This window comes from Paraburkholderia tagetis (genome assembly GCF_022213065.1).
GTDB lineage: Bacteria > Pseudomonadota > Gammaproteobacteria > Burkholderiales > Burkholderiaceae > Paraburkholderia > Paraburkholderia tagetis.
Window position 1 is genome coordinate 196,936 of the sequence record NZ_JAKLJA010000005.1, and the last position, 23,245, is coordinate 220,180.

The following is a 23,245-nucleotide window of genomic DNA, read 5'->3' on the forward strand; positions in this document are numbered from 1 at the left end:
TCGCTCCGTTTGACGCTCCGCTCACGGCTCCAGCGGCATCGCGCTCGTTCCCTTGAGTTCATCGAGGCAAACGATCGAATGCACGCTGCTCACGCCGGGCGCGCGCATGAGGGTATCGAGCAGGAATTCGGACAGCGCCTTGAGATCGCGCGCCACCACCTTCAGAACGTAGTCGATATCGCCGGTCACGGAGTAGCACTCCTGCACCTGCGGCAGCTTCGCGACGAGCTCCTTGAACTTGACGAGCTCGCGCATATGCCCGCGCTCCATCGTTACCTGAATGAACGCGACCACGCCGAAGCCGAGCGCCTGGGCGTCGAGCCGCGTCTCATAGCGCTTGATGACGCCCAGTTCCTCGAGCCGGCGATGGCGCCTCAGTGTTTGCGCCGGCGAGAGCTTGACGGCGGCGGCCAGTTCGATATTCGAGGCGCGTCCGTGCTCCTGAAGCGCGGCGAGGAGCCGCATGTCGATGGGGTCTAGGGCGAAGTTTTGCACTTTTCTTGCCTTGGAAGTAGCCAATGCGAAATGAAATTGTACCAATCAGGGTTTGCCTGCGTATCAGATGAAATCATATTTTTCGGCTCCGCCTATACACTGGGCACACCTGACAGGGCTGTCGGCCAACACTGGCGGCCCTGAGAGCGCGCCAGCGCAGAAGGTTGCGCGCGCAATTTTATTTCGCGTGGCTGCGAAGGGATCCCACCCGGATTCACAGCAGACGCATCGATAAAGAAGAGACAGGAAGAGACATGGTTTCAAACGAATCACGTGGTGGCAGTACTCAACCCGGAGCGCAAAACGGCGACCAGAACGGTCACCTGAAGCGCGGCCTCAAGAATCGTCATATCCAGCTGATCGCGCTGGGCGGGGCGATCGGCACCGGACTGTTCCTCGGCATTGCGCAGACGATTCAGACCGCCGGGCCCTCGGTGCTGCTCGGTTACGCCATTGCCGGCGTCGTCGCGTTCTTCATCATGCGGCAACTGGGCGAGATGGTCGTCGACGAGCCGGTTGCCGGATCGTTCAGCTATTTCGCGGACAAATACTTCGGCCCGTTCGCGGGCTTCCTTTCGGGCTGGAACTACTGGGTGCTCTATGTGCTGGTGAGCATGGCCGAGCTTTCGGCCGTCGGCATCTACATGCATTACTGGTGGCCGACCCTGCCTACCTGGGTTTCGGCGCTCGTCTTCTTCGTCGTGATCAACGGCGTCAACCTTGCGAGCGTCAAGTCATACGGCGAGCTTGAATTCTGGTTCGCGATCATCAAGGTGCTGGCGATCGTCGGCATGATCGCGTTCGGCGGCTGGCTGCTGCTCTCGGGCTCGGCGGGGCCGGAAGCGGGCGTCTCGAACCTCTGGCGCCACGGCGGCTTCTTCCCGCACGGCATGTCGGGTCTCGTGATGTCGATGGCCGTCGTCATGTTCTCGTTCGGCGGTCTCGAGCTCGTCGGCATTACCGCGGCCGAAGCCGACGATCCTTCGCACACGATCCCGCGCGCGACCAATCAGGTGATCTATCGCATCCTGATTTTCTACGTGGGCGCACTGGGCGTGCTGCTTTCGCTCTATCCGTGGGAAAAGGTCGTGTCGGGCGGCAGCCCCTTCGTGCTGATCTTCCACGCGATGAACAGCAATCTGGTGGCGAACGTGCTCAACGTCGTGGTGCTCACGGCGGCGCTCTCGGTCTATAACAGCGGTGTCTATTGCAACAGCCGCATGCTCTACGGCCTCGCGCAACAGGGCAATGCGCCCAAGGCGCTGCTCAAGGTGAACCGGCGCGGCATTCCGCTGGCGGCACTCGCCGTGACGGCGGTGGCGACGGCGGCCTGCGTGGTCATCAACTACTTCATGCCGGGCAGGGCGTTCGAGCTGCTGATGGGGCTCGTGGTGTCCGCGCTCATCATCAACTGGGCGATGATCAGCCTGATTCACCTGAAGTTCCGCCGCGAGAAGGCACGTGCGGGCCAGACGACGCGCTTCCAGAGCCTCGGCTATCCGCTCACGAATTACCTGTGCCTGGTGTTCCTCGCGGGCATTCTCGTTGTAATGTATCTGATTCCGGATCTGCGGATTTCCGTCTACCTGATTCCGGTATGGCTCGTGGTGCTCGCCGCCGCGTATCGCTTCTGGCGTCGCGGGGCAGTGCCGGCGCTGCAGGGCAGCGTCCAGACCCGCTGAACCTGGCGGCGCGTTCGGTCGCGCCGCCTCGCTCAGCGCTTCGGCCAGCCGTTTTTAGCCAGGCGCTTTGGCCAGCAATTTGTAATCGCCTATAACCAGCAAGCAACCGTCAAGCAAACGCCATGTTCGAACATATCGATGCCTATCCCGGCGACCCGATCCTCTCGCTCAACGAGAACTTCCAGAAAGATCCGCGGCAGAACAAGGTCAATCTGAGCATTGGCATCTATTTCGACGACGACGGCCGTCTGCCGGTGATGGAGGCCGTCCACGAGGCCGAGGCGGCGATTCTGGCCGAACCCGGCCCGAAGCCGTATCTGCCGATGGCCGGTTTCGCCCAGTACCGTGACGCCGTGCAGGCGCTCGTGTTCGGTGCGCAGTGTCCGTCGCGCGCGGCGAACCGCATCGCCACGGTGCAGACGCTCGGCGGCTCGGGCGCGCTCAAGGTGGGCGCCGATTTCATCAAGCGCTATTTCCCGCAAAGCCAGGTGTGGGTGAGCGATCCGACGTGGGAAAACCATCGCTTTATCTTCGAGCGCGCGGGCTTTGTGGTGAACACCTACCCGTACTATGACGAGGCCACCGGCGGCCTGAAGTTCGAGGCGATGCTCTCGGCCATCGATGCGCTGCCGGCAAAGAGCGTCGTGCTCCTGCATGCGTGCTGCCATAACCCGACCGGCGTGGATCTGGACGAGTCACAGTGGGCGCAGTTGATCGACGTGCTGGAAAAGCGCGATCTGCTGCCGTTCGTCGACATGGCGTACCAAGGCTTCGGCGCGGGTCTCGACGCCGACGCGTTCGCGGTGCGCGAGCTCGGCCGACGCGGCGTGCCGGCGCTGGTGGCGAACTCGTTCTCGAAGAACTTCTCGCTGTACGGCGAGCGCTGCGGCGGTCTGCACGTGATCTGCGAAGACGCGGCGGCGACCGATCGCGTGCTCGGGCAACTGACGGGCTCGGTGCGCTCGAACTACAGCAATCCGCCGACGCACGGCGCGAAGATCGTCACGCGCGTGCTCACGAACCCCGAGCTCAAGCAATCGTGGGAGACGGAGCTGGCGGCGATGTGCGAGCGCATCGCGCGCATGCGTCAGGCGATTCACGATGGGCTGAGCGCGCACGTGAGCGGCGAGGCCCTTTCGCGCTACGTGAAGCAGCGCGGCATGTTCACGTACACGGGCTTGAGCGCCGACCAGGTCGAGCGCCTGAAGGAAGAGTTCGGGGTGTACATCCTGCGCTCGGGCCGCATGTGCGTCGCGGGGCTCAACGAGAAGAACGTGAGCATCGTGGTCGATGCGGTGAGCAAGGTGTTGCAGGCATAACCGGCGTTTCTCGTATCAAGCCGGCACCGGATTGCCGTCCGGTGCCGGCCTGAGTGCCGACTTTGGGTTTCAGGCCTCGGTCCCGGGCTTTGGTCCCGGCTTCGGCGCCTTCAGGCGCCTCAAAATCTCATCCCCGTTCCCACCCCGCACCCACCCCCGACGCCACCGCTGCCGCCTCCCGCGGCGCAGAATACGCCGCAGCCGGAAAGGCTGGCGGCCAGTAGCACCAAAGCGGCGCCAAGGCGCAGCCGTCCCACCACGCGGTTCCCGCGCGATAGATTCCGAGGCGCACCGGCGCGAACGCCAGAGGTCGGCGAAGCACTGGAAATCGAAGCATGTTTCATCGTGATTTGAACCCGAATTGAGCCTGAACGCGGAGTTGAGCCGCCGGATCGCCGCTCGATAATCGCGGCCGCAGCGGAGTCGGATCGACGATAAACTACCCGCCGCGTGCGCTCCAATCAGACGAATCCGGCTTTACGTTGCCTGCTTTCATATGCGCATCGCATTAAATCCTCCGCCTGTCAATCTGTAGGAATCCGACGTCGGCCACGACAGACGAGCCGGGTCTTCCAGGTGTTACCCTGATAGAATGCAAGCGCCGCAACGTAGTGGATTGCCGATGAAATTGCTTGATGCCCTCGTCGAACAACGGATTGCCGCCGCAGCCGCGCGCGGTGAGTTCGACGATTTGCCGGGTGCCGGAGCGCCGCAGGTGCTCGACGACGACCCCTTCGTGCCCGAAGAAGTCCGCGTGGCGAACCGCATTCTGAAAAATGCGGGCTTTGTGCCGCCTGCGGTCGAACAGCTTCGTGCGCTGCGCGATCTCGAGGATGAACTTGCCAAGGTGAGCGACAAGGCCGAGCAGTGCCGGCTGCGTGCCCGCATGCTGGCACTCGACATGGCGCTCGAGTCGCTGCGCGGCGGTCCGCTGGTGGTGCCGCATGAATATCGACGCCGCATCGCCGAGCGCTTGACCGAACGTGCGACGTTGCAGGACGTCGCGGCGGGGGCCGCGTGAGCGTGCCGGCCGCCACGCCGCCAGGCGAGGCTGAACAGCACGACGCGGAGCGCCACGAGCCATTGCGGGGCGATGCCGCGCCGCAAACCGAACCTGTTGAACCTGCGAAGGCCGCCGAACCGCAAGTGGAGCCCACTGAACCGCAGGTTGATCCCATCGCCGAGCGGGACCGCCATTTCATGCGTCTCGCGCTAGAGGCTGCCGAAACGGCGCGCGCGGCCGGCGAAGTGCCCGTTGGCGCCGTGCTGGTGCTAGGGGACGAGGTGGTCGCGACGGGCTTCAATCATCCAATTGGGACACACGATCCCTCGGCGCATGCCGAAATGGCTGCGCTGCGCGCCGCGGGCACGGCGCTGAGCAACTACCGTCTGCCCGGCTGCGAACTCTATGTGACCCTGGAGCCGTGCCTCATGTGCGCCGGCGCGATCATGCACGCACGCATCGCGCGCGTGGTGTACGGTGCGCGCGATCCGAAGACCGGAGCTTGCGGCAGCGTCGTCGACGCATTTTCGAATGACCAACTCAATCACCATACGAGCGTGGCGGGCGGCGTGCTCGAGACCGAGTGCGGCGACGCGCTGCGCTCGTTCTTTGCGGAGCGCCGCCGCGCGAGCCGCGAAGTGCGCCGTGAAGCCCGCAGCGCCGCCGGGTCGGAGCCGGGCGTTGCCGATAACGGCCGATAGCGATCGATAACATCGGATAATAGCCACTGGCGGCCGCGCGTCCGCGCCGTGGCAGGCGCATGGCGCGGTTGCCGATCACCTAACCCGTTGACCATGACCATGCATCGCACCATCGAACTGATTGCACCGTCGGGCTATCCGCATGACCCGGAAGCGGTGCAACGCGGCATTACGCGTCTTCGCGCCGAGGGCCACCGCGTAGAGGGGATCGTGGCGACCGAGCGGCGCTTCCAGCGCTTTGCCGGCACCGACGGCCAGCGCGCCGCCGAGCTGAACCGTCTCGCCGACCCGGGGCGCGGCTTGCCCGATATCGCGCTTGCCGTGCGCGGCGGCTACGGCGCCGTGCGGATCCTGCACGGTCTCGACTACGACGGCTTGCAAAAACGTCTCTCCGGGCAGCCGATCGCATTCGTCGGACATAGCGACTTCACCGCGGTCCAGCTTGCGCTCTATGCGCGCGCGGGCCTTACGACGTTCGGCGGCCCGATGCTGGTGAGCGATTTCGGCGCGCCGGAGTTGAGCAGCTTCACGATGCATCACTTCTGGAACGCACTCACGAAACCCGAATTCACGCTCAAGGTGAAGGCGCCGCAGGCGCAGCACGCCAACGTATCGGGCATGTTGTGGGGCGGCAATCTTGCCACCCTCACTTCGCTCGTCGGCACGCCCTATATGCCGCCAGTGGAGGGCGGGATCCTGTTTGTCGAGGACATCAACGAGCAGCCGTTCCGGGTCGAGCGAATGCTTTATCAGCTCCATCTCTCGGGGATTCTCGCGCGCCAGCAGGCGCTGGTGCTTGGCGATTTTTCCGGCGGCAAAACGTTCGATTACGACAACGGTTTTGACCTGCACGCGGTGGTCGAGCAAGTGCGTTCGGTGGTGGGGATTCCCGTCATCACGGGCCTGCCGTTCGGCCACATCGAGAATATGGTCACGTTGCCATTCGGCGCACAGGCTCATCTGAATGCCGATGCCCATGGATTCGAGCTCACGATGAGCAACTATCCGTACCTCGCCTGACCGGACGATTTCAGGCAGGACAAGCGCTCTCGAGCGCTTTTTTCCGGTGTCAAACATGCAACTAACAGCTTGTCCAATGAAAATTAGCCGAATGCTCTGGAGACCGTACCGCATTTAAATTGTTGACAAAAAATGAGCCGTTATGAGCCGCCGTATCACCAGAATAGGGCTCAGTGCCCCGTAATGGCGCGGGTTTCATGGAGCGCAGGCATACAAACGTTGAGCCAGCCTGGGTATCTTCCCCAGGTTAGCCGATAAAATTGTTGACAATATTTATGTCCAAACTAGGATACTCAACATCAAGGTGAGAGACATGCGAAACGCCGATACCGAAGCCGACGCGACCGGCACGAAACCCGAGGCCATTGCCGCGCGCATCCGCGCCGCGATCCTCGAACATCGTTTGCCGCCTGGCGCGAAGCTCACGGAAGCGCAGTTGTGTGAAGTGTTCAATGTGAAGCGTGGGCCGATCCGGCAGGCCCTCTCGCTGCTGGCCGGCGATCATCTCGTCGATCTGGAGCCGAACCGTGGCGCCTTTGTGGCAAGCCCGTCGCTCCAGGAGGTGCACGAGGTGTTCGAGATGCGGCGCATCATCGAGCTCGCGGTGGTGGAGCGCATTTGTAGCGCGCAGCACGGCAGCCGGAGGCTGAAGGGTATTAGCGAGACCATCCGGCGCGAGCGCAGGGCCTTCGAAGGACGCGACTTTCCGGCCTGGATTCGTCTGTCGGGCGAATTCCATACCGAACTGGCGGCGCTGACCGGCAATACGGTGCTGTGCGATTGCCTGAACGGCCTCGTGGCGCGCTCGACGCTGATTTCCGCGCTCTACGAGTCGCCGGGACGCAGCCCGTGCTCGTTCGACGACCACGAAACGATTATCGCGGCGCTGGAGGCCGGGCAGGCAGAGGAAGCCGCCGCATTGATGACGCGGCATCTGCAGGGCGTCGAGCTGAGGATGCTTGACCGTCCGGCGGGCGCCTCGGTGGACCTGCAGGACGTGTTTGGCACGCGTGCCGCAGCCACGGCCGGGCGTTGAGGAAGGGCCGAGCGGCTTTGCACCGGCGCTGAGCAGCATGGCGCCGGGCAGAAACGAAAACTGAAGCATCACGGCGGCGTTTGCTCGAAGGGCGGACGCGCCGGGCAGGACTGAACTGGAGACACGCGCGGCGGGGCGCAACGCCGGCCGCGCGCGAGAGAAAAGATCGATGTGGCAGTGGGCGCCGCGAGGGCGCCCGACGGGCAGGGGGCACGGCGAGCAGGGCGCGCGCAGGCGCGACCGGCATGGTGCTACGGGCGTCGAGCCAGACGCCGGGAGGGCGGAGCCCTCGAACCCCTAGTCAGAGCCATCCGCAGACATCGCGGCAGCCGCAATACGCGGCGCGGCACGCGTTTCGAGGCGTTTCAAGCGTCTTTTTTCCGTCGGCGTATCCATCCCAAGGAGCGGATCATGGCTCAGTTCAGCGCGTCACCAGGCAGTCCGGCAGTGCCCACGTTCGATTCATCCGAGAGCAGCCAAGCGGCAGACAGCATGCAGCTACCGGCCGGCTACAGCGAGCGCCTCTACAACCACGATCTCGCACCGCTCAAGGAGCAGACGTGGGGCGCCTATAACATCTTCGCGTTCTGGATGTCCGACGTGCACAGCGTCGGCGGCTATGTGTTCGCGGGCAGTCTCTTCGCGCTCGGGCTCACGAGCTGGCAGGTGCTGCTGGTACTGATCGTCGGCATTACGATCGTCAACGTGCTCTGCAATCTCATCGCGCGGCCCAGCCAGCGCCACGGTGTGCCCTATCCGGTTGCGTGCCGGGGCACCTTCGGCGTGCTCGGCGCGAACATTCCTGCCGTGATCCGCGGCCTCATCGCAGTCGCATGGTACGGAATCCAAACTTATCTTGCATCGAGTGCGCTTGTGATCGTCGTGCTCAAGTTCGTGCCTCAGTTGATGCCCTACGCGGACGTGCACAAGCACGGCATGCTCGGCCTCTCGGCCATGGGCTGGGCCGGCTTCATGACGCTGTGGGTGCTGCAGGCGCTGGTGTTCTGGAACGGCATGGAGACCATCAAGAAGTTCATCGACTTCGCAGGCCCGGCCGTCTATGCCGTGATGTTCATTCTCGCCGGCTACATGGTGTATCGCGCGGGCTGGCACAACATCGGCCTGAATCTCGGTGGCGTGAAGTATCACGGCACGGAAGTGATCCCGGTGATGATTACCGCAGTTTCGCTCGTGGTGTCGTATTTTTCGGGGCCGATGCTCAATTTCGGCGACTTCTCGCGCTACGGCAAATCGCTCAAGAGCGTGCATCGCGGCAACTTCTGGGGCTTGCCCGTCAACTTCCTCGCGTTCTCGATCGTCACGGTGATCACGACGTCGGCCACGCTGCCTGTGTTCGGACAACTGATTACCGATCCCGTTGAAACAGTGAGCCGCATCGATCACCCGACGGCCGTCATTCTCGGCGCGCTGACGTTCACGATTGCAACCATCGGCATCAATATCGTCGCGAACTTCGTTTCGCCGGCGTTCGACTTCTCGAATGTCGCGCCGCGCCTCATCAGCTGGCGTGCGGGTGGCATGCTTGCGGCAGTGGCCTCGATTTTCATCACGCCGTGGAATCTCTTCAACAACCCCGCCGTGATTCACTACACGCTCGATGTGCTGGGTGCCTTCATCGGGCCTTTGTATGGTGTCCTGATCGTTGACTTCTATCTCGTGAAGCGTGGCCGTCTTGCCGTCGACGATCTCTATACCGTCTCGCCGAAGGGCGCGTACTGGTACAGCAACGGCGTGAACTGGCGTGCGGTGTCGGCGCTGCTGCCCGCTGCCGTCATTGCGGTCCTCTGCGTGATGCTGCCGGCGCTTGACGGCGCGGCGAACTTCTCGTGGTTCATCGGCGCGGGACTCGGCGCGCTGTTCTACCGCGTCTTGACGGTGGGTGAACGTGCACGGGCACGGGCGTAATACCAAACAAGCTACGAAACGAGCAGAGAACTGACATGCGTATCAAGTTGATTAATCCGAACACCACGCAGCGCATGACGGCTGCGATGGGGCAGTGCGCGCGCGCGGTGGCTGCGGCGAGCACCGAGATCGTCGCGGTGAGCCCGACGATGGGACCGCCCTCGATCGAAGGCTACTACGACGAGGCGCTTGCGACGCCCGGTCTGCTCGCGGAGGTGGAGGCGGGCGAGCGCGAGGGCTTCGACGGCTACGTGATCGCCTGTTTCGGCGACCCGGGACTGTACGCGGCGCGCGAACTGGCGCGCGGGCCGGTGGTAGGCATTGCCGAAGCGGCCATGCACGCGGCGAGCGTGCTTGCGCCTGGATTTTCGGTCGTGACCACGCTCTCGCGCACCAAGGCGATGGCGTGGCACCTCGCTGAACGCTACGGCATGAGCCGCTTTTGCCGCAACGTGCGGGCGATCGACGTGGCCGTGCTCGAACTCGACGAGCCGGGCTCGGCCGCGCGCCGGGCGATCGTCGATGAGTGCCGCCGCGCGCTCGACGAAGACGGCGCGGACGCGATCGTGCTCGGCTGCGCGGGCATGACGAGTCTGTGCGCGCAGGTGGAGGAGGCGCTCGGCGTGCCGGTGGTGGATGGCGTGACGGCTGCGGTGAAGTGGGTGGAGGCACTGGTCTCGCTGCGCCTCGCAACGGCCAAGCGGGGCGACTTCGCGCGCCCCCTCGCGAAGCGCTACGATGGCGAATTCGCGCACTTCAGCCCGACCAATGCGGCGAGTGTCACCGAAACGCCGCCGCCGGTACGGCCCCTACGGTACGGGTAAACACGCAAAACGCGCTCCGCCGCACCAGGCGGGGCGTGCCCGGCACATAACCCTCGCTTGACCCGTACTATCTGTCGGCGCGTATGGGCGCGCCGGAGTGATTTAGCTACACTGGGCCGATCCTGAAAACGGTATGACCCGGCGTAACGCAAAGCCTTGTGGCGCAAGGATTTCAGCCGGTTCAGCCGCTTTCCGCCAGTGCGGGTTGCCCGCGCGGTTTTTACGTTTCGTTATCCATTCGAAAGATTCGACCAGCATGCCACTCGATCCCCAATATCCACGCGATCTGATCGGTTACGGCCGGCATCCGGTGCAGGCCAACTGGCCCGGTCAGGCGCGCGTCGCGGTGCAGTTCGTGCTCAATTACGAAGAGGGCGGTGAGAACTGCGTGCTCCACGGCGACCCGGCCTCCGAGCAATTCCTCTCCGAGATCGTTGGCGCCGCCGCCTATCCGGCGCGTCACATGAGCATGGAGTCGATCTACGAATACGGCTCGCGCGTGGGCGTGTGGCGCATTCTGCGCGAATTCGAAAAGCGCGGCCTGCCGCTCACCGTGTTCGGTGTCGGCATGGCAATCGAGCGCCATCCCGAAGTGGCGCGCGCGTTCGTCGAGCTCGGTCATGAGATCGCTTGCCACGGGTATCGCTGGATCCACTATCAGGACGCAACGCCCGAACTCGAAGCCGAGCACATGAAGCTCGGCATGGAAGCGATCGAGCGCGTGACGGGCGTGCGGCCGTCAGGCTGGTACACCGGCCGCGACAGCCCCAATACGCATCGCCTCGTGGCGGAGCACGGCGGCTTCCTCTACGACTCCGACTATTACGGCGACGACCTGCCGTTCTGGATGGATGTCGAAGTCACCGGCGGCAAGCGCGTGCCGCAACTGATCGTGCCTTATACGCTCGACACGAACGACATGCGCTTTGCGACGCCGCAGGGCTACAACACGGCGGATCACTTCTTCACCTACCTGCGCGATGCGTTCGACGTGCTCTACGCAGAAGGCGACGAAGCGCCGAAGATGCTTTCGATCGGCATGCACTGCCGTTTGCTCGGCCGCCCGGGGCGGTTCCGCGCACTGCAACGCTTCCTCGATCACATCGAACAACACGACCGCGTGTGGGTTACGCGTCGTGTCGACATCGCGCGCCACTGGCACGAGAAACATCCCTATCAACCGCAGCAGAACGACCACCGCGGGGCCGCCGCATGAAGGCAATGCAATACACCCTCGACCAGTTGAACAACGCCTCGGCCGACGCCTTCGTGGCGGCGCTTTCGGGCATCTTCGAGCACTCGCCCTGGGTGGCGGAAGCGGCGGCGCAGCAGCGCCCTTACACGAGCATCGACACGTTGCACAAGACGATGTCGGCTGCGGTGGAGACCGCGGGCGAAGCGAAGCAACTCGCACTCATCAACGCTCACCCGGAACTCGCGGGCAAGGCGGCAGTGCGCGGCGAGCTGACCGACGAATCGACGCGCGAGCAAAGCGGCGCAGGCCTGAACCTGTGCACGCAGGAAGAGTTCGACAGGCTTCAGGCGCTCAACAGCGCGTATCGCGAGAAGTTCGGCTTTCCGTTCATTCTCGCGGTGCGCGGTTTCGATCGCCACGGCATCATCGCGAATTTCGAGTCGCGCGTGAACAACACCCGCGCCGACGAAATGCGCGCGAGTCTCGACCAGATCTACCGCATCGCGCGCTTCAGGCTCGACGAGCTGATCGACGCATGAGATTGACGCCGCGCCTCGCGTTTAGCGAAGGCGCGGCGCCGTTTTGATCTAACCAAAAGACACGAAGGCACTCTCGATCCTGGCGCGCTCACGAATGGCAGCGTCTCGCGCGTGCGTCCGCAGGGCACGCTCGCTTGAGTGCGGTAACGAGGTGAATATGAGCGATATGACACAGGATCTTGGCATGACACTTGTGATCGAGCGGCTGACTCCCGAAGCATTCGCGCCGTTCGGCGATGTGATCGAGCTTGCGGGCGCGAAACAAATTCCGATCAACCTGGGCACGACGATCCGCTATCACGATCTCGCGAACGTGGACGTCACGGACGAGAACGGCCGCACGCTCGTCAATCTTTTCCGTGGGCAGCCGCGTGTGTTGCCGTTCGAGATCAAGATGCTCGAGCGGCATCCGCTGGGCAGCCAGGCATTCATACCGCTCAACGACAAGCCGTATCTCGTCGTCGTGGCGCCGGCGGGCGACCTGGACGTCACGAAGATTCGCGCGTTCGTTTCGCATGGCTGGCAAGGCGTGAACTACGCCAAGGGTGTCTGGCATCACCCGTTGATCGCGCTGGGCGAAGTGAGCGACTTCATCGTCGTCGATCGCGGCGGGGATGGCTTGAACCTCAACGAACAGGATCTGCCAGAGTCGTTCTGGTTGACCGAAGAGGCGATGGCGGCCGCTCAGCGTTGATGCTCTGACACATCGAGCTTCGCGAACGAAAAAGCCAAGGCCGTGGCTTTTTGCATTTGAAGAGGCACGCGCGTCAGCGACGTGCCCCCGGTCATGCCTGGTTAGCGAGGATCAGAACTCGTAACCGACCTGAGCGCGTGCTGCCGTGTTACCGGTACTCGTGACGGAAACGCCGCCGTTGACGAGCCAGTGCATGTTCGTCGAGCGATACGTCACGCCGACGGCTGCCGCACTGCCGCCCATGTAGTAGCCGCCACCGGCCGCGACCACTGCGCGCCCCGGACCCGAAGGCGTCAGGTTCGGCATGGCCATTGCCGCGGCCACACCCGCGTACGCGTTCTTCGAAACCGTGTTGATCGAGTTTTGCAGATTGCCGATCTGCTGGCCGAACGCGTTCGATTGCTGCGTCATCGCGTTGTTCAACTGGTTCAGGTTGACCGCGTCGGTACCCGACGTGCCGGCAGCCACGTTGACGATCTGGCGCTCGGAGCCTTCGGCACCGACCGACACCGCGTTGTCGCGGTTCGCGATCGAGTTGGCGCCGATTGCCACGGCATTGTTCGCCGATGCATTGGCCTTGTCGCCGATCGCGGTCGAGTTCGCGCCCGTCGCGACGGCGCCTCCGCCGACCGCAAGCGATTGCATGCCCGAGGCTGCCGCGACACCGCTCGTCGAGTTGACCGAGGTTGCCGTGGAGCCGCCCGTGCCGATATTCTGCAGCGCCTGGTTGAGGCTCGCGACTTGCTGGTTCGTGGCGTAGAGCTGCTGGCCGGTCACCGCGTCCGTGCTGTCCAGAGAGAGGGCGCCGTTCGAAAGGCCGCTCAAGCTGACGTTGCCGCCGCTCGTGCTGCTCAACGTCACGCTCGAGTGATCAGCGGTGTCGTAATGGAGCGCCTCGGCGTCGGTCGAACCGGTCGCGGTGTCGGCCGGGCTCGTTGCGGCGAAATTCGCCACCGCGGCTTCGGCGGTGCTGCTGCCTGCGCCTGCGCCGAGCAGCGTGCGCGATGCGGCGACCATGCGCGTCGTGGACGAAGCCGCAGTCGGGCTTGAGGTGCTCTCGACAGCCACAGGCGCGTTCGCGTCCGTAGCCGCCAGCGCGGCAATCTCGGCCGTGTTCTTCTGCACACGGTTGTCGAGATTAGCGATTGCGTCGCCCACCGTATTCACGGTCGTGCCGCCCACGGAGTAGGAGGGCGCGATAAGGCCGCCGACCGAATTGATTCCGGCGCCGCCGCCCAGTGCCGCTGCCACGCTGCGCAATTGCCCGACGTTGACCGCGTCGGTATCGCCCTGGCCCGCGGCCAGATTGACGATACGGCGCGTGTTGGCGCCGTTCTGAACCGTATAGGCCTGGCCATTTGCGTCATAGGCGACATACGAGCTCGTGCCGTCGTTGCCGACCGAGACCGTGTTCTGCTGGTTAGCCACCGAGCCGGCGCCAATCGCCACCGCGTCCCTTGCGCTCGCATAGGCCTGCACGCCGAGCGCGACGCCGTTCGAGGCGGGCGTATAGGCATTTGAGCCGATAGCGATGGCGCCGGCGCCGATTGCACGCGCGGCGTCGGACGGGCCTTGCGAGCCGGAGCTGTCCGCGAGGCCTGCGACCTGCGAGTAGTACGCCGCTGTCGTATAGCTCCGCGTGAGGCCGGTCGAGTTGACACCGGAGGTGCCGTTCGCGGCGTCTGCCGCCGATGCGCGCATCGGGAGGGACATGAGGCCACCGCCGGTTGCCGCACTGACGATGTCGTAGACCTGGCCGACGTTGGCGGCGTCCGTATCCACGATGCCGTCGGCCACATTGCTGATGACGGTGCCTTTGGGCAGGAACTGAGTGCGGTTGCCGTTGACGAAATACGGACTGTTGCCTTTACCCGGATCAAGGACGATTTGCGCGTTTTCCGTGCCGATGGTGTTCGGGACGTAGAGGACGGCGGGATTGCTCACGTTGCCGTTCGCATCCATGATGAAGCCGCCGTACGTATACGCGGTCGGATCCGTCGACGTTGCCTGCGCGCCCCAGCCAGCCGTGGCCAGCGTGTTGTGGATCCGCGTGATGTCGCTGTTGATGTTCGTGACATTCTCGGAGACGTCGTACAGCTGCGCGCCATTGACCGCATCCATGCTCGAAGCCGTCACGGCTCCCTGCGCCACGTTGACGAGCTTCGTGCCATTCGCGCCGCCAAGCGTAATCGAGCTCTTGTTCGAATCGTCGTATTGCACGAAGTTGGCACTTTGCTGCGCGAGGCCGTCGAGCGCGGTATTGGTCGCGTACAACTGCGAGCCATTGACGGCATCGGTCGACGACGCGCTCAGGCGGCCGGCTGCGACGTTCGTGAGCGTACGTTCGTTGCCGACGCTGCCGATACTGATGGTGCTCGTCGGATTGCTGCCTGCGAAGGTGTAGTCCTGGCCCGCGATCGTTGCGCCCGTCGTGGCGACCGCGGCTGCCGTCGTGGAACCTGCTCCGAGTGCGACCGAGTCGTTGTGCGCGGCAGTGGCCCCGGCGCCGATGGCGAGCGCATTGTCGCCGCTGGCGAGTGCGTTCGCGCCGACGGCGATCGCGGCATTGCCGGTTGCGCCTTCGCCGCTGTAATTACCATCGTTCGGGTCGCTGTTGATGCCGATGTAGTGCGTCGACTTGCTATCGAATTGCTGGATGGCGTCATAGAGCTGCGAACCGTTGATGGCATCGGTGCTGCCAGCCGAGAGCTCGCCATCAGCCACGTTATGCAGTGCGACCGGCTTCATGGCACTTGCGCCACCGAGCGTTACTGATTCGTGTGCGGACGAATCGTAGACCACGGCATCGGCGAGCTTGCCGTTGATGTTGGTGATATCACCCTGGATGTTGGTGACGTTGCCAGCGAGGTTCGAGATGCTCGAGTTCGTGGCGTAGAGCTGGCCGCCGTTGACGGCGTCGGTGCTGCCAGCCGAGAGCTCGCCATCAGCCACGTTATGCAGTGCGACCGGCGTGCTTGCGTCTTTGCCACCGAGCGTCAGCGAATCGTGCGCGGACGAATCGTAGACCACGGCATCGGCGAGCTTGCCGTTGATGTTGGTGATATCACCCTGGATGTTGGTGACGTTGCCCGCGAGGTTCGAGATGTTCGAGTTCGTGGCGTAGAGCTGGCCGCCGTTGACGGCGTCGGTGCTGCCAGCCGAGAGTTCGCCATCAGCCACGTTGTGCAGTGCGACCGGCTTCATGGCACTTGCGCCACCGAGCGTCAGCGAATCGTGCGCGGACGAATCGTAGACCACGGCATCGGCGAGCTTGCCGTTGATGTTGGTGATGTCGCCCTGGATGTTGGTGACGTTGCCAGCGAGGTTCGAGATGCTCGAGTTCGTGGCGTAGAGCTGGCCGCCGTTGACGGCGTCGGTGCTGGCAGCCGAGAGTTCGCCATCAGCCACGTTGTGCAGTGCGACCGGCGTGCTTGCGTCTGCGCCACCGAGCGTGACAGCGCTCCGCGCCGGCGAGTCGTATTGCACCGAATTGCCGACGCCTGCGGCAACGGCGTAGAGCTGCGAGCCGTTGACGGCCTCCGTGCTGTCAGCCGAGATTGTTCCCGGCGCGAGCTGCACGATCTTCTGGTTGCTCATCGTAACGACGCTGTCGAACGTCGTCGGACCGTAAACCATCACGCTCGCGCCACGGATACTGAGCGTGCCGTTCTGGTAGCCGGTTACCTGCGCGGTCGACGCGCCAAACCCATAGCCACCCTTTGCATCACCGGCGTTGTTCAGCGAGAAGGCGAGGCCGTCGGATGTGCCGTTGCCATCTGCCGAGCAATCGAGCGACTCGCTACCGCCGCTGGCGCCCCACGAATAGCCCCTTGCGCCCGAGCAAATCTCAAGGCCGCCCTGGCCCAATGTTCCTGGCACTGGCGCTACGGTTGTTCCGGATGAGGTGCCTGTAGTTGTTTCAGAAGCCGTAGTCGCTGCGGCAAGGGCGGCAAGTTGCGCTGGTGTTAGCGCGGCAACGGCTGCGCCGGACGAGATGCCTGTAGCGATTCCCACAGCTCCAGTGGCGAGGACGGCAAGTCGGCGTGAAGATTTGCGGTTCGCCTTGGCGGTTTCGGGTGCGGCGACCCAGGTTTGGTCTGTTTCGCTCCAGACAGAGCGATAGGTCTTATTCATTAGGAAACCATATTAGAGTTGATTTTAGTCAGCGCACGCGCCTTTGACGTCCGTGTGAGCACCCGGCAATCAAAAAAAAGGAAACCCCGTTTTTGGCGATGCGTTGCGCAACTCTATGGGTGGAGTGCAGGTGTCAGGAATACGAATATTCTTAATTAGGTCGATAGATGCGCCGTTATTTACGATGTAAAAAAATTTTGCATGGGATTGAGGCTGGAATTCCTATCTCTTGACGGCGGCGATAAAAGCAGAATTCTTATTATTCTGATCTGCAAATTTAATTATTTGAGAAAAATGTGGAATTTTGAAAATTAGTGTGAAAATGTGTCAATAATGGATTGGATTTAATTCGTGCTGTTAAGATGGCCGCGCCACCAAAACGGGGTGGCTTTCACTTGTACATTGGAGAACAAAAAATGGAAAAAATCGATCGAGGCCAACTGGCCAACGCCAAGCTCGCCGGTGGTTGCTGCAAGTCCAAGACGAACCCGCAGCCGGATCCGACGCCGGTTCCGCGTTGATCGTCTGATCTGATCGAAAGGGGGCATGCACCCCCTTTCGGCTTTTGAGGCTTGGGTTCGTTACGACATCGTTGGGCCATGCAAATGATCGCCGGCACACTTTCGCCATATTTCAAACGTCTTCATGCACGACTTGCGAGTTGGCGTCTGACGCTGCGCCGACGGTTGCTCGCATGCTTGCCCTTCGTGGTGGTCGAGCGAGTTGCACTTGCCAGTTGGCTGGTTCAGTCGGTGTTCGACGGCCGCCTCCGTGCAACCGGGGTGTCGCGTTACGAGACCGGTCGTATCGACGTCGGCCTCGCGCGCACTCATGCACTGCGTACGATGAGCGCGAACGTGCGAGAGGCGTGGCTCGACGAACGCATTTACGCGGGGCGCGCGCTGCAACAGGATGCCTGGCCCGATCTACGCGCGGCCGCGCAACAACTGGCCTCGCGGATCAAGCAGATCAAGGCCAAAGAGCCTGGCCGCGTCGTGGTGCTGTCGCCGTTCCACTACGTGTCGCAATACGCGAACATCTATGTCGTGGACGAAGTGCGCCGCGCTTTGGGGCTTGAATCGATGGCGGTCGTATCCGGCGTGCCGCGCGACATTTACGGTAACGACGCGGCGATGATTCCTTCGATCCGCGTGCTCAACACCTACGACGAAAATGGCCGCGAAAGCCGCAACGGTTTGGGTTTGCGGGTCATACGCGCATTGCGCCGTGACGGTGTGGCCGTGGTGTTTTCCGACGTTCCGCCGTTTACATTGGCCAAATTTCCCATGGAGACGGTCGGTGTGAAGATCGGCGGTCGGCACGCGCGCGTGCATAACGGCGTCTTCCGGATCGGTGCACCCATGGACGCGCTCTTGCTTCCGTTTTATCTGAGCTTCGAGAAAGGGCGCTTCAACGTGAGGGCGTTCGAGCCTGTCGCGCTTGCCGATGCCGCCGCGCCGCAACGCCTCGCCGACGATATCGAGACTGCACGCCGGGAGAATTATCCGCATTGGCTCTACGCGGGGCATCCGTCGGTTTACCACTTTGCGGCAGCCCGTTAGAAATCTTTCAGAAGTAGCAGTGCGAGCAGACCAAATGGCGCACAGCGCCGAAAAGAATACACGTTCGGCCGGCACGACCGGCTGCAGGGGATCTATAACAACGTGGAACCGATTTATCTTCCCGAGTTCCGGGATATCCGCTGGCGCTGGATTGCCTATGCAGCGTCGACGATCGTGGTGCTGGGCGTTGCATTTGCTTTCACGCACGAAGTGGAACTGAAGCAGGACGTGCGCTGCGAGATCGTGTCGCCTGCGGAAATCAAGGTCCAGGGCGCGAGTGGGTTGATCTCGTCGATCTACGTTCAGCCGCCCGAGCACGTGAGCGCCGGCCAGCCGCTTTTTCGCGTCGAGCGCGACTTGTCGCTCGCGAGCGACGGCATGCGCCGAACGACGTTCGATGCCCAGGTGCGCGACGAGGAGCGTCGCGCCGCCGACGCGCGCTATGCCCAACGACACATCGAACTGACGACGCAGCTTTCCACGGCACGTACCAACGAAGCGAGCCGCCGCGCGGAGCTCGCCGAGCTGGACGTGCAGGGCGCGCAGAACAGCCTGCTCGTGAACGAGGCGCAGAAGAAGCTCGCGCGGCTCGAATCTGTTTCGGATTATGTCGCCGCCGATCGCGTCGAGCAGGCGCGCGCGGACTTGCACCAGAGCCGTATCGGGCGTGCCGAAGCGGCTTCGCGTCGTCAGCAGGCCGTGGCAGCGATTGCCGATCTGCAAAATAGCCAGACCGCGCTGGCCGCGCAGCTCAAGGAACTCGAATCGAGCCACGCGCGCGACCTCCAGGAAGCCGATGCGCGCTTCGAACAAAACCGACGCGACGCGACGATTTCGGCGCCGAAAGCGGGCATGGTGACGTTTTCGCGCCTCGTGCAGGGAAGCACGCTGCAGCCCAGCGACATCGCGATGGTGATCGTCACCGATCCGACCCAACCCTTGCGCGCCGAATTGCGCATTCCGTCACGCCGGCGCGGTTTCGTGCACGAGGGGCAGACGGTGCGCCTGAAGTTCGATGCGTTTCCCTACGCGCGCTTCGGTTCGTACGAAGCGCGCATCAACTCGATTTCGCACACGACAGTGGCCGCAGCGTCGCCACCCACCGTGCCGGAAGCCGCTGCGGGTGCGGCCAACGGCGGCACGCCGCCGGACCAGGGCGACGAGTACGTCGCGTGGGTCACGCTGCCCAGCCACACGTTCCACTATGGCTCGCAGCGTTTCGACATCCTGCCGGGCATGCAGGCGACCGCCAGTGTCGTCGTCGAGCGGCGCACCATCGCCGAGTGGGTGCTCGAGCCGTTGTTCAAGATCGTACGAGGCTGAAATGCGGGTGATTTACCAGAACGAAGTCGCCGAGTGCGGCTACGCGTGTCTTGCCATGGTGCTCACGCATTTCGGGCGGGCCACGGAGGTGCGCGAGCTTTCGGCGTACCGGCCGATCTCCGCGAACGGTCTGTCATTGATGGACCTGTACGACACGGCAACCGATTTTGGCCTCGAGGTGCAGGCGTTCCGCTTCGACACGTCGCAGGTCGGCGAGATCAAGCGCGGCTCGATCATCCATTTCGGCGGGGCGCATTTCGTCGTGTTCGAGCGCGCGTCGCGTCACTACGTGACGTTGCTCGACCCCGCAGTCGGACGCCGGCGCATCGCAATGGACACCTTCCTCGCATGCGTTTCCGGCTATCTGATCGAATGCACGCCGACGCCGGCGCTCACGCGGATCAAGCTGCGCTCGCGGGTTCCCGATGCGCTTGCGCGCCTGCGTGCGCTCAACCCGCAACTGCGCGGCCAGTTTGCGAAGATTCTCTTCGTTGCACTCGGGGCGCAGTTTGCGATTCTCGCGCAGCCTTATTTCGGCTCGTTCGTACTCGATCATGTCGTGGCCGCCGACAACCTCGAGCTGCTGAATGTGCTCGCGCTCACATTCGGAACGATCTTCCTCGTGGGCGCGCTCAGTCAGTACGTGCAGGGCGTGCTGGTCGAGCTGCTCTACGCGCGTATGAGCGTGAACGCCACGGAAGGGCTGTTCGCGCACCTGCTGCGCGTACCCATCGCGTACTTCGAGAAGCGCAATGTGGGCGACATCTTCACGCGCTTCAAGTCCCAGGACGAGATCAACGGCTTCGCGTCGCGTCAGGCCGTATCGTTTTGTATCGACATTACGGTCGGTTTGCTGGCAATGCTTTTGATGTTCGTTCAGAACGTCAAACTATCATTCGTTGTACTGGTGATTTTCGGAGTCTATGTCATCGTTTCCGGAGCGATCTTCGCGTCGATGCGCGATGCGCACGCACGCGTTCTCCAGGAAGGCGCGCGTTGCGACGACGCGCTCTTCGAGACCGTGCGCGGCGCGTCGCTCATCAAGCTTTCGCAAGGCGAGACGAGGCGCGTGGCGCGTTACATGGGGATCTTTCGCACTTATGCGTCTGCGTTGTTCAAGAGCAGCCGGCTCGCCGCCACGCGCGACGCGGTGCTCAAGCTGCTCATGCACGCTGAGACGCTCGTCGTCACCTGGTTTGCCGCGAAGTTGATGCTGGGCGGCGTGCTCTCGGTCGGCGCGTTCTACTCGTTCATGATCTACAAGGCGCTTTTCTCGGAGCGGATCGCCAGCACCATCAATACGGGCTTTGCGTACTACATGCTGAGCGTGCCAGTCGCGCGCGTCGACGACATCGTCGCATGCGAGCCGGAGCGTTATACCGCACTCGCAGACGTGCACAAGACCGTCGAGGTGCGCGAGTTCGAGCGCATTGGCGTGCGCAACGTGACCTTCGCATATGGCGTTTCAGACCAGCCCGTGCTCGCGGGCGCGAGCATCGACATCGCGCGCGGCGACAAGATCGTTATTACCGGACCGTCGGGCGCCGGCAAGTCCACGCTCTTCAAATTGCTGGCCGCTTCCGAGGTGCCGCAGCAAGGCGAGATCACGCTCAACGGAATTGCATGGCCGAATCTGAGCGTCGATGAAATCCGCCGTCATGCTGTCCATATGCGTCAGGGCGACATCATCCTGCACGGTTCGATCGCCGACAATATTTCGCTTTTCGAGGGCAATCCCGACGAAGCGCGCATTCTCGCGCTGCTCGAAGAGGTCGGCCTGCTCGATGACGTCATGCGCTTGCCGATGCGCACACGCACGATCATCAGCGATTCGCTCGCGAATGTTTCGGCCGGTCAGCGGCAGCGGTTGTTGCTCGCCCGCGCGCTTTATCAGCGGCGTGAGTTGCTGCTGCTCGACGAGCCGACCTCGAATCTCGATCCCGTTGCGGTGCGGCGCATATCGGCGCTGCTCCAGCGGATCGATCGCACGGTCGTGGTCATCACGCACGACGTCGCCATGGCCGAGGGCTTCGAGCGGCATTACCGGCTCGTCGACGGTGCGTTCGTGCGTGTCGAACGCGAGCACGCGGGCGCGGCGATGGAGGGCATGGCATGAGCAGCGTCAGTCCACGACGCGTCATACGCGCGCTTGCGCTCGCATGCTTGCTGCTCGCGAGCGGTGCGCGCGCCGCGGACCTGCTTTCCGTGGTCGACGATGCGCTCGATCACGATCCTGCGCTTGCCGCATCGCACGCGGCTTCACGCGCCGCCGCGCAGGCCGTGCCCAAAGCGCGCGCGGGACTCCTGCCTCGCGTCACAGGAGGTTGGGGCCGCGCCTATAACGGCGTCGTGACCGAGGATTTCCCGACCCAGCATTACTGGCAGAGCGGCTGGCAGATCGGGCTGACGCAGCCGGTCTTCAACTGGGCGAACTGGACCGCGTACCGCCAGGCCGACTATGAGGTGTTGCGTGCTCGCCTGCAAACGGCCAATGCCACGCAGGACGCCATCCTTGCTGCGGCGCAGGCGTATTTCGATGCACTCGCCGCCGCCGACGAGGTGGCGCGGGCGACAGATTATCTGCGTGCGCTCGATGCGCATCTCGCGCTGGTCGTGCGTGCGAAGGCGGCAGGAGAAGCGACGCTCATCGACGTTCAGGATGGCGAAGCGAGCCGCGCGCAAGCGCAACTGCAGTTGCTCGATGCGCAAAGCCAGGCGCGTCTCGCACGCGCGGCGCTCGAACGTCTCTCCGGCAAACCGGCGCAGACCCTCGCACCGCTGCCGCCGGGCGGGGCGCCGACGCTCCAGCCTGCTGATGTCGAGCCTTGGGTCACGCAGGCGCAGACGCATGGCTATGCGGTGCAGATCGGCGAGGTGGCGTTGCAGATCGCGAAGTTCGATACCGAAAAAGCGCGTGCGGAGCGTTATCCGACTGTCGACCTCCAGGTGACCCACACGCCGGCCGGCGCGGCGGGCGGCTATGCGCGTCCCACCACGACAACGACGGGCATGCTCGCCGTAACAATTCCGCTTTTTGCGGGCGGCGAAATCACGGCAAAAGTCGATGAGGCGAGTGCGCTGGAAGACAAGGCGCGCGACGAACTCGACGCGGCGGTGCGCGACTCGGGCGCGGGGGCGCGCAACGCCTGGCTGCGCGTGACCTCGGGGAAGGCGCGCGTGAGCGCGCTCGAACAGGTCGTGTTACGTGCGCAGACGGCGCTCGATGCGACGCGCATCGGCTTCGGCGTGGGCAGCCGCACGAGTCTGGACGTGCTGCGCGCGACCGATACGCTCTACTCGAGTCGTCGTGACCTGATCCGCGCGCGCTACGAATCGGTGCTCGCTTTGCTCAAGCTGCTTTCGCAGACCGCCACGCTCGATCTCGACGAAGTCGGGCGCATCAATGCACAGCTCTTTGTGAGCGGTGGGGCGCAGGAGCGCGAGCAGGCGACCAGGACGGCCGTTGCCGCGGCGGGCCAAGGCGGCGAGCGAGGGCAGCCGCAACGCGAGGCCCTGGGCAGCAAGACGCCTCAGACGCCGCCGCGACCAATACAGCTACCAATACAGCGACCCATACATTCACCAATGCAGCCGTCAGCCACGGCGAGCCAGACCAGCGCCACGCAGGTGTCTGTCCCGCCGAAGCGCGATGAGGCGATGCCGCCGCAAAGCGCGGCAGCTACGCCACAGGTCGCGCCACGGGCAGCGCGCATGCTCTCCGCTGCGGACATGGCGCCCGCCACACCGGTCCAGAACAACGGCTACGTGCCGCTCGCGCCCTGAGCGCTGCAC

17 protein-coding genes and 1 pseudogene are annotated in these 23,245 nt (G+C 63.6%); 15 read left to right on the top strand and 3 right to left on the bottom strand.

Features of this window, described 5'->3' with window-relative positions:
- Window positions 1-21: 21 nt before the first annotated feature.
- Entirely contained in the window at window positions 22-495 is a 474-nt protein-coding gene (locus tag L5014_RS09625) for an Lrp/AsnC family transcriptional regulator (RefSeq protein ID WP_238463394.1), read from the bottom strand.
- A gap of 254 nt (window positions 496-749) precedes the next feature.
- Between L5014_RS09625 and L5014_RS09630 the strand changes: the two genes are divergently transcribed.
- The 11 genes from L5014_RS09630 (at window position 750) to L5014_RS09680 (ending at window position 12,434) form a co-directional block, all read left to right on the top strand.
- The gene (locus L5014_RS09630; RefSeq protein WP_238463395.1) at window positions 750-2,177 is read left to right on the top strand and encodes an amino acid permease; all 1,428 of its coding nucleotides are present in this window, start codon (window positions 750-752) and stop codon (window positions 2,175-2,177) included.
- Between the two features lie 122 nt (window positions 2,178-2,299).
- Window positions 2,300-3,496: an amino acid aminotransferase gene (locus L5014_RS09635; protein ID WP_238463396.1), complete on the top strand. Its 1,197-nt coding sequence runs from the start codon at window positions 2,300-2,302 to the stop codon at window positions 3,494-3,496.
- A gap of 622 nt (window positions 3,497-4,118) precedes the next feature.
- Window positions 4,119-4,517 (top strand): DnaJ family domain-containing protein, encoded by a 399-nt coding sequence (locus tag L5014_RS09640; RefSeq protein WP_238463495.1) that lies wholly within the window; start codon window positions 4,119-4,121, stop codon window positions 4,515-4,517.
- Between the two features lie 125 nt (window positions 4,518-4,642).
- Window positions 4,643-5,200, top strand: a complete 558-nt coding sequence (gene tadA / locus L5014_RS09645; protein WP_238463496.1) for a tRNA adenosine(34) deaminase TadA — start codon at window positions 4,643-4,645, stop codon at window positions 5,198-5,200.
- 93 nt (window positions 5,201-5,293) lie between these two features.
- The gene (ldcA, locus tag L5014_RS09650) at window positions 5,294-6,220 is read left to right on the top strand and encodes a muramoyltetrapeptide carboxypeptidase (RefSeq protein WP_238463397.1); all 927 of its coding nucleotides are present in this window, start codon (window positions 5,294-5,296) and stop codon (window positions 6,218-6,220) included.
- A gap of 313 nt (window positions 6,221-6,533) precedes the next feature.
- Window positions 6,534-7,256 carry a GntR family transcriptional regulator gene (locus tag L5014_RS09655; RefSeq protein WP_238463398.1) on the top strand — a complete coding sequence of 241 codons (723 nt, stop codon included), beginning with the start codon at window positions 6,534-6,536 and terminating at the stop codon, window positions 7,254-7,256.
- A gap of 411 nt (window positions 7,257-7,667) precedes the next feature.
- Window positions 7,668-9,182 (top strand): NCS1 family nucleobase:cation symporter-1, encoded by a 1,515-nt coding sequence (locus tag L5014_RS09660; protein WP_238463399.1) that lies wholly within the window; start codon window positions 7,668-7,670, stop codon window positions 9,180-9,182.
- Between the two features lie 35 nt (window positions 9,183-9,217).
- The gene (locus L5014_RS09665; protein WP_238463400.1) at window positions 9,218-10,006 is read left to right on the top strand and encodes an aspartate/glutamate racemase family protein; all 789 of its coding nucleotides are present in this window, start codon (window positions 9,218-9,220) and stop codon (window positions 10,004-10,006) included.
- 256 nt (window positions 10,007-10,262) lie between these two features.
- Window positions 10,263-11,222 (top strand): allantoinase PuuE, encoded by a 960-nt coding sequence (gene puuE, locus L5014_RS09670; protein ID WP_238463401.1) that lies wholly within the window; start codon window positions 10,263-10,265, stop codon window positions 11,220-11,222.
- Complete coding sequence (gene uraD, locus L5014_RS09675; protein WP_238463402.1) at window positions 11,219-11,740, top strand: 2-oxo-4-hydroxy-4-carboxy-5-ureidoimidazoline decarboxylase; 522 nt, start codon at window positions 11,219-11,221, stop codon at window positions 11,738-11,740. Before puuE ends, uraD begins: the two co-directional genes overlap by 4 nt.
- A 166-nt stretch (window positions 11,741-11,906) precedes the next feature.
- Window positions 11,907-12,434 carry an ureidoglycolate lyase gene (locus L5014_RS09680; RefSeq protein ID WP_238463497.1) on the top strand — a complete coding sequence of 176 codons (528 nt, stop codon included), beginning with the start codon at window positions 11,907-11,909 and terminating at the stop codon, window positions 12,432-12,434.
- Window positions 12,435-12,545: 111 nt separating this feature from the next.
- Here L5014_RS09680 and L5014_RS09685 read toward each other — a convergent pair whose 3' ends face one another.
- On the bottom strand, window positions 12,546-16,313 hold the full coding sequence (locus L5014_RS09685) for a YadA-like family protein (RefSeq protein ID WP_238463403.1): 3,768 nt from the start codon (window positions 16,311-16,313) through the stop codon (window positions 12,546-12,548).
- Between the two features lie 138 nt (window positions 16,314-16,451).
- A pseudogene (locus L5014_RS38995) lies at window positions 16,452-16,568 on the bottom strand (ESPR domain-containing protein); the annotation flags it as partial.
- A gap of 599 nt (window positions 16,569-17,167) precedes the next feature.
- Here L5014_RS38995 and L5014_RS09690 point away from each other — a divergent pair.
- The 4 genes from L5014_RS09690 to L5014_RS09705 all read left to right on the top strand — a co-directional run bounded on the left by L5014_RS09690 (window position 17,168) and on the right by L5014_RS09705 (window position 23,236).
- Window positions 17,168-18,130, top strand: coding sequence for a hypothetical protein (locus L5014_RS09690; RefSeq protein ID WP_238463404.1), 963 nt, complete (start codon window positions 17,168-17,170; stop codon window positions 18,128-18,130).
- Between the two features lie 102 nt (window positions 18,131-18,232).
- Window positions 18,233-19,453 (top strand): HlyD family secretion protein, encoded by a 1,221-nt coding sequence (locus L5014_RS09695; RefSeq protein WP_238463405.1) that lies wholly within the window; start codon window positions 18,233-18,235, stop codon window positions 19,451-19,453.
- A gap of 1 nt (window position 19,454) precedes the next feature.
- The gene (locus L5014_RS09700) at window positions 19,455-21,569 is read left to right on the top strand and encodes a peptidase domain-containing ABC transporter (protein ID WP_238463406.1); all 2,115 of its coding nucleotides are present in this window, start codon (window positions 19,455-19,457) and stop codon (window positions 21,567-21,569) included.
- Window positions 21,566-23,236, top strand: a complete 1,671-nt coding sequence (locus tag L5014_RS09705) for a TolC family outer membrane protein (protein WP_238463407.1) — start codon at window positions 21,566-21,568, stop codon at window positions 23,234-23,236. The genes L5014_RS09700 and L5014_RS09705 overlap by 4 nt, the downstream gene beginning before the upstream one ends.
- Window positions 23,237-23,245: the final 9 nt, after the last annotated feature.

Bases quoted from the DNA above. Each gene is read 5' to 3' on its own strand.
- L5014_RS09630 (WP_238463395.1), top strand. From the start codon at position 750: ATGGTTTCAAACGAATCACGTGGTGGCAGTACTCAACCCGGAGCGCAA.
- L5014_RS09635 (WP_238463396.1), top strand. From the start codon at position 2,300: ATGTTCGAACATATCGATGCCTATCCCGGCGACCCGATCCTCTCGCTC.
- L5014_RS09640 (WP_238463495.1), top strand. From the start codon at position 4,119: ATGAAATTGCTTGATGCCCTCGTCGAACAACGGATTGCCGCCGCAGCC.
- ldcA (WP_238463397.1), top strand. From the start codon at position 5,294: ATGACCATGCATCGCACCATCGAACTGATTGCACCGTCGGGCTATCCG.
- L5014_RS09655 (WP_238463398.1), top strand. From the start codon at position 6,534: ATGCGAAACGCCGATACCGAAGCCGACGCGACCGGCACGAAACCCGAG.
- L5014_RS09660 (WP_238463399.1), top strand. From the start codon at position 7,668: ATGGCTCAGTTCAGCGCGTCACCAGGCAGTCCGGCAGTGCCCACGTTC.
- L5014_RS09665 (WP_238463400.1), top strand. From the start codon at position 9,218: ATGCGTATCAAGTTGATTAATCCGAACACCACGCAGCGCATGACGGCT.
- puuE (WP_238463401.1), top strand. From the start codon at position 10,263: ATGCCACTCGATCCCCAATATCCACGCGATCTGATCGGTTACGGCCGG.
- uraD (WP_238463402.1), top strand. From the start codon at position 11,219: ATGAAGGCAATGCAATACACCCTCGACCAGTTGAACAACGCCTCGGCC.
- L5014_RS09680 (WP_238463497.1), top strand. From the start codon at position 11,907: ATGACACAGGATCTTGGCATGACACTTGTGATCGAGCGGCTGACTCCC.
- L5014_RS09690 (WP_238463404.1), top strand. From the start codon at position 17,168: ATGCAAATGATCGCCGGCACACTTTCGCCATATTTCAAACGTCTTCAT.
- L5014_RS09700 (WP_238463406.1), top strand. From the start codon at position 19,455: ATGCGGGTGATTTACCAGAACGAAGTCGCCGAGTGCGGCTACGCGTGT.
- L5014_RS09705 (WP_238463407.1), top strand. From the start codon at position 21,566: ATGAGCAGCGTCAGTCCACGACGCGTCATACGCGCGCTTGCGCTCGCA.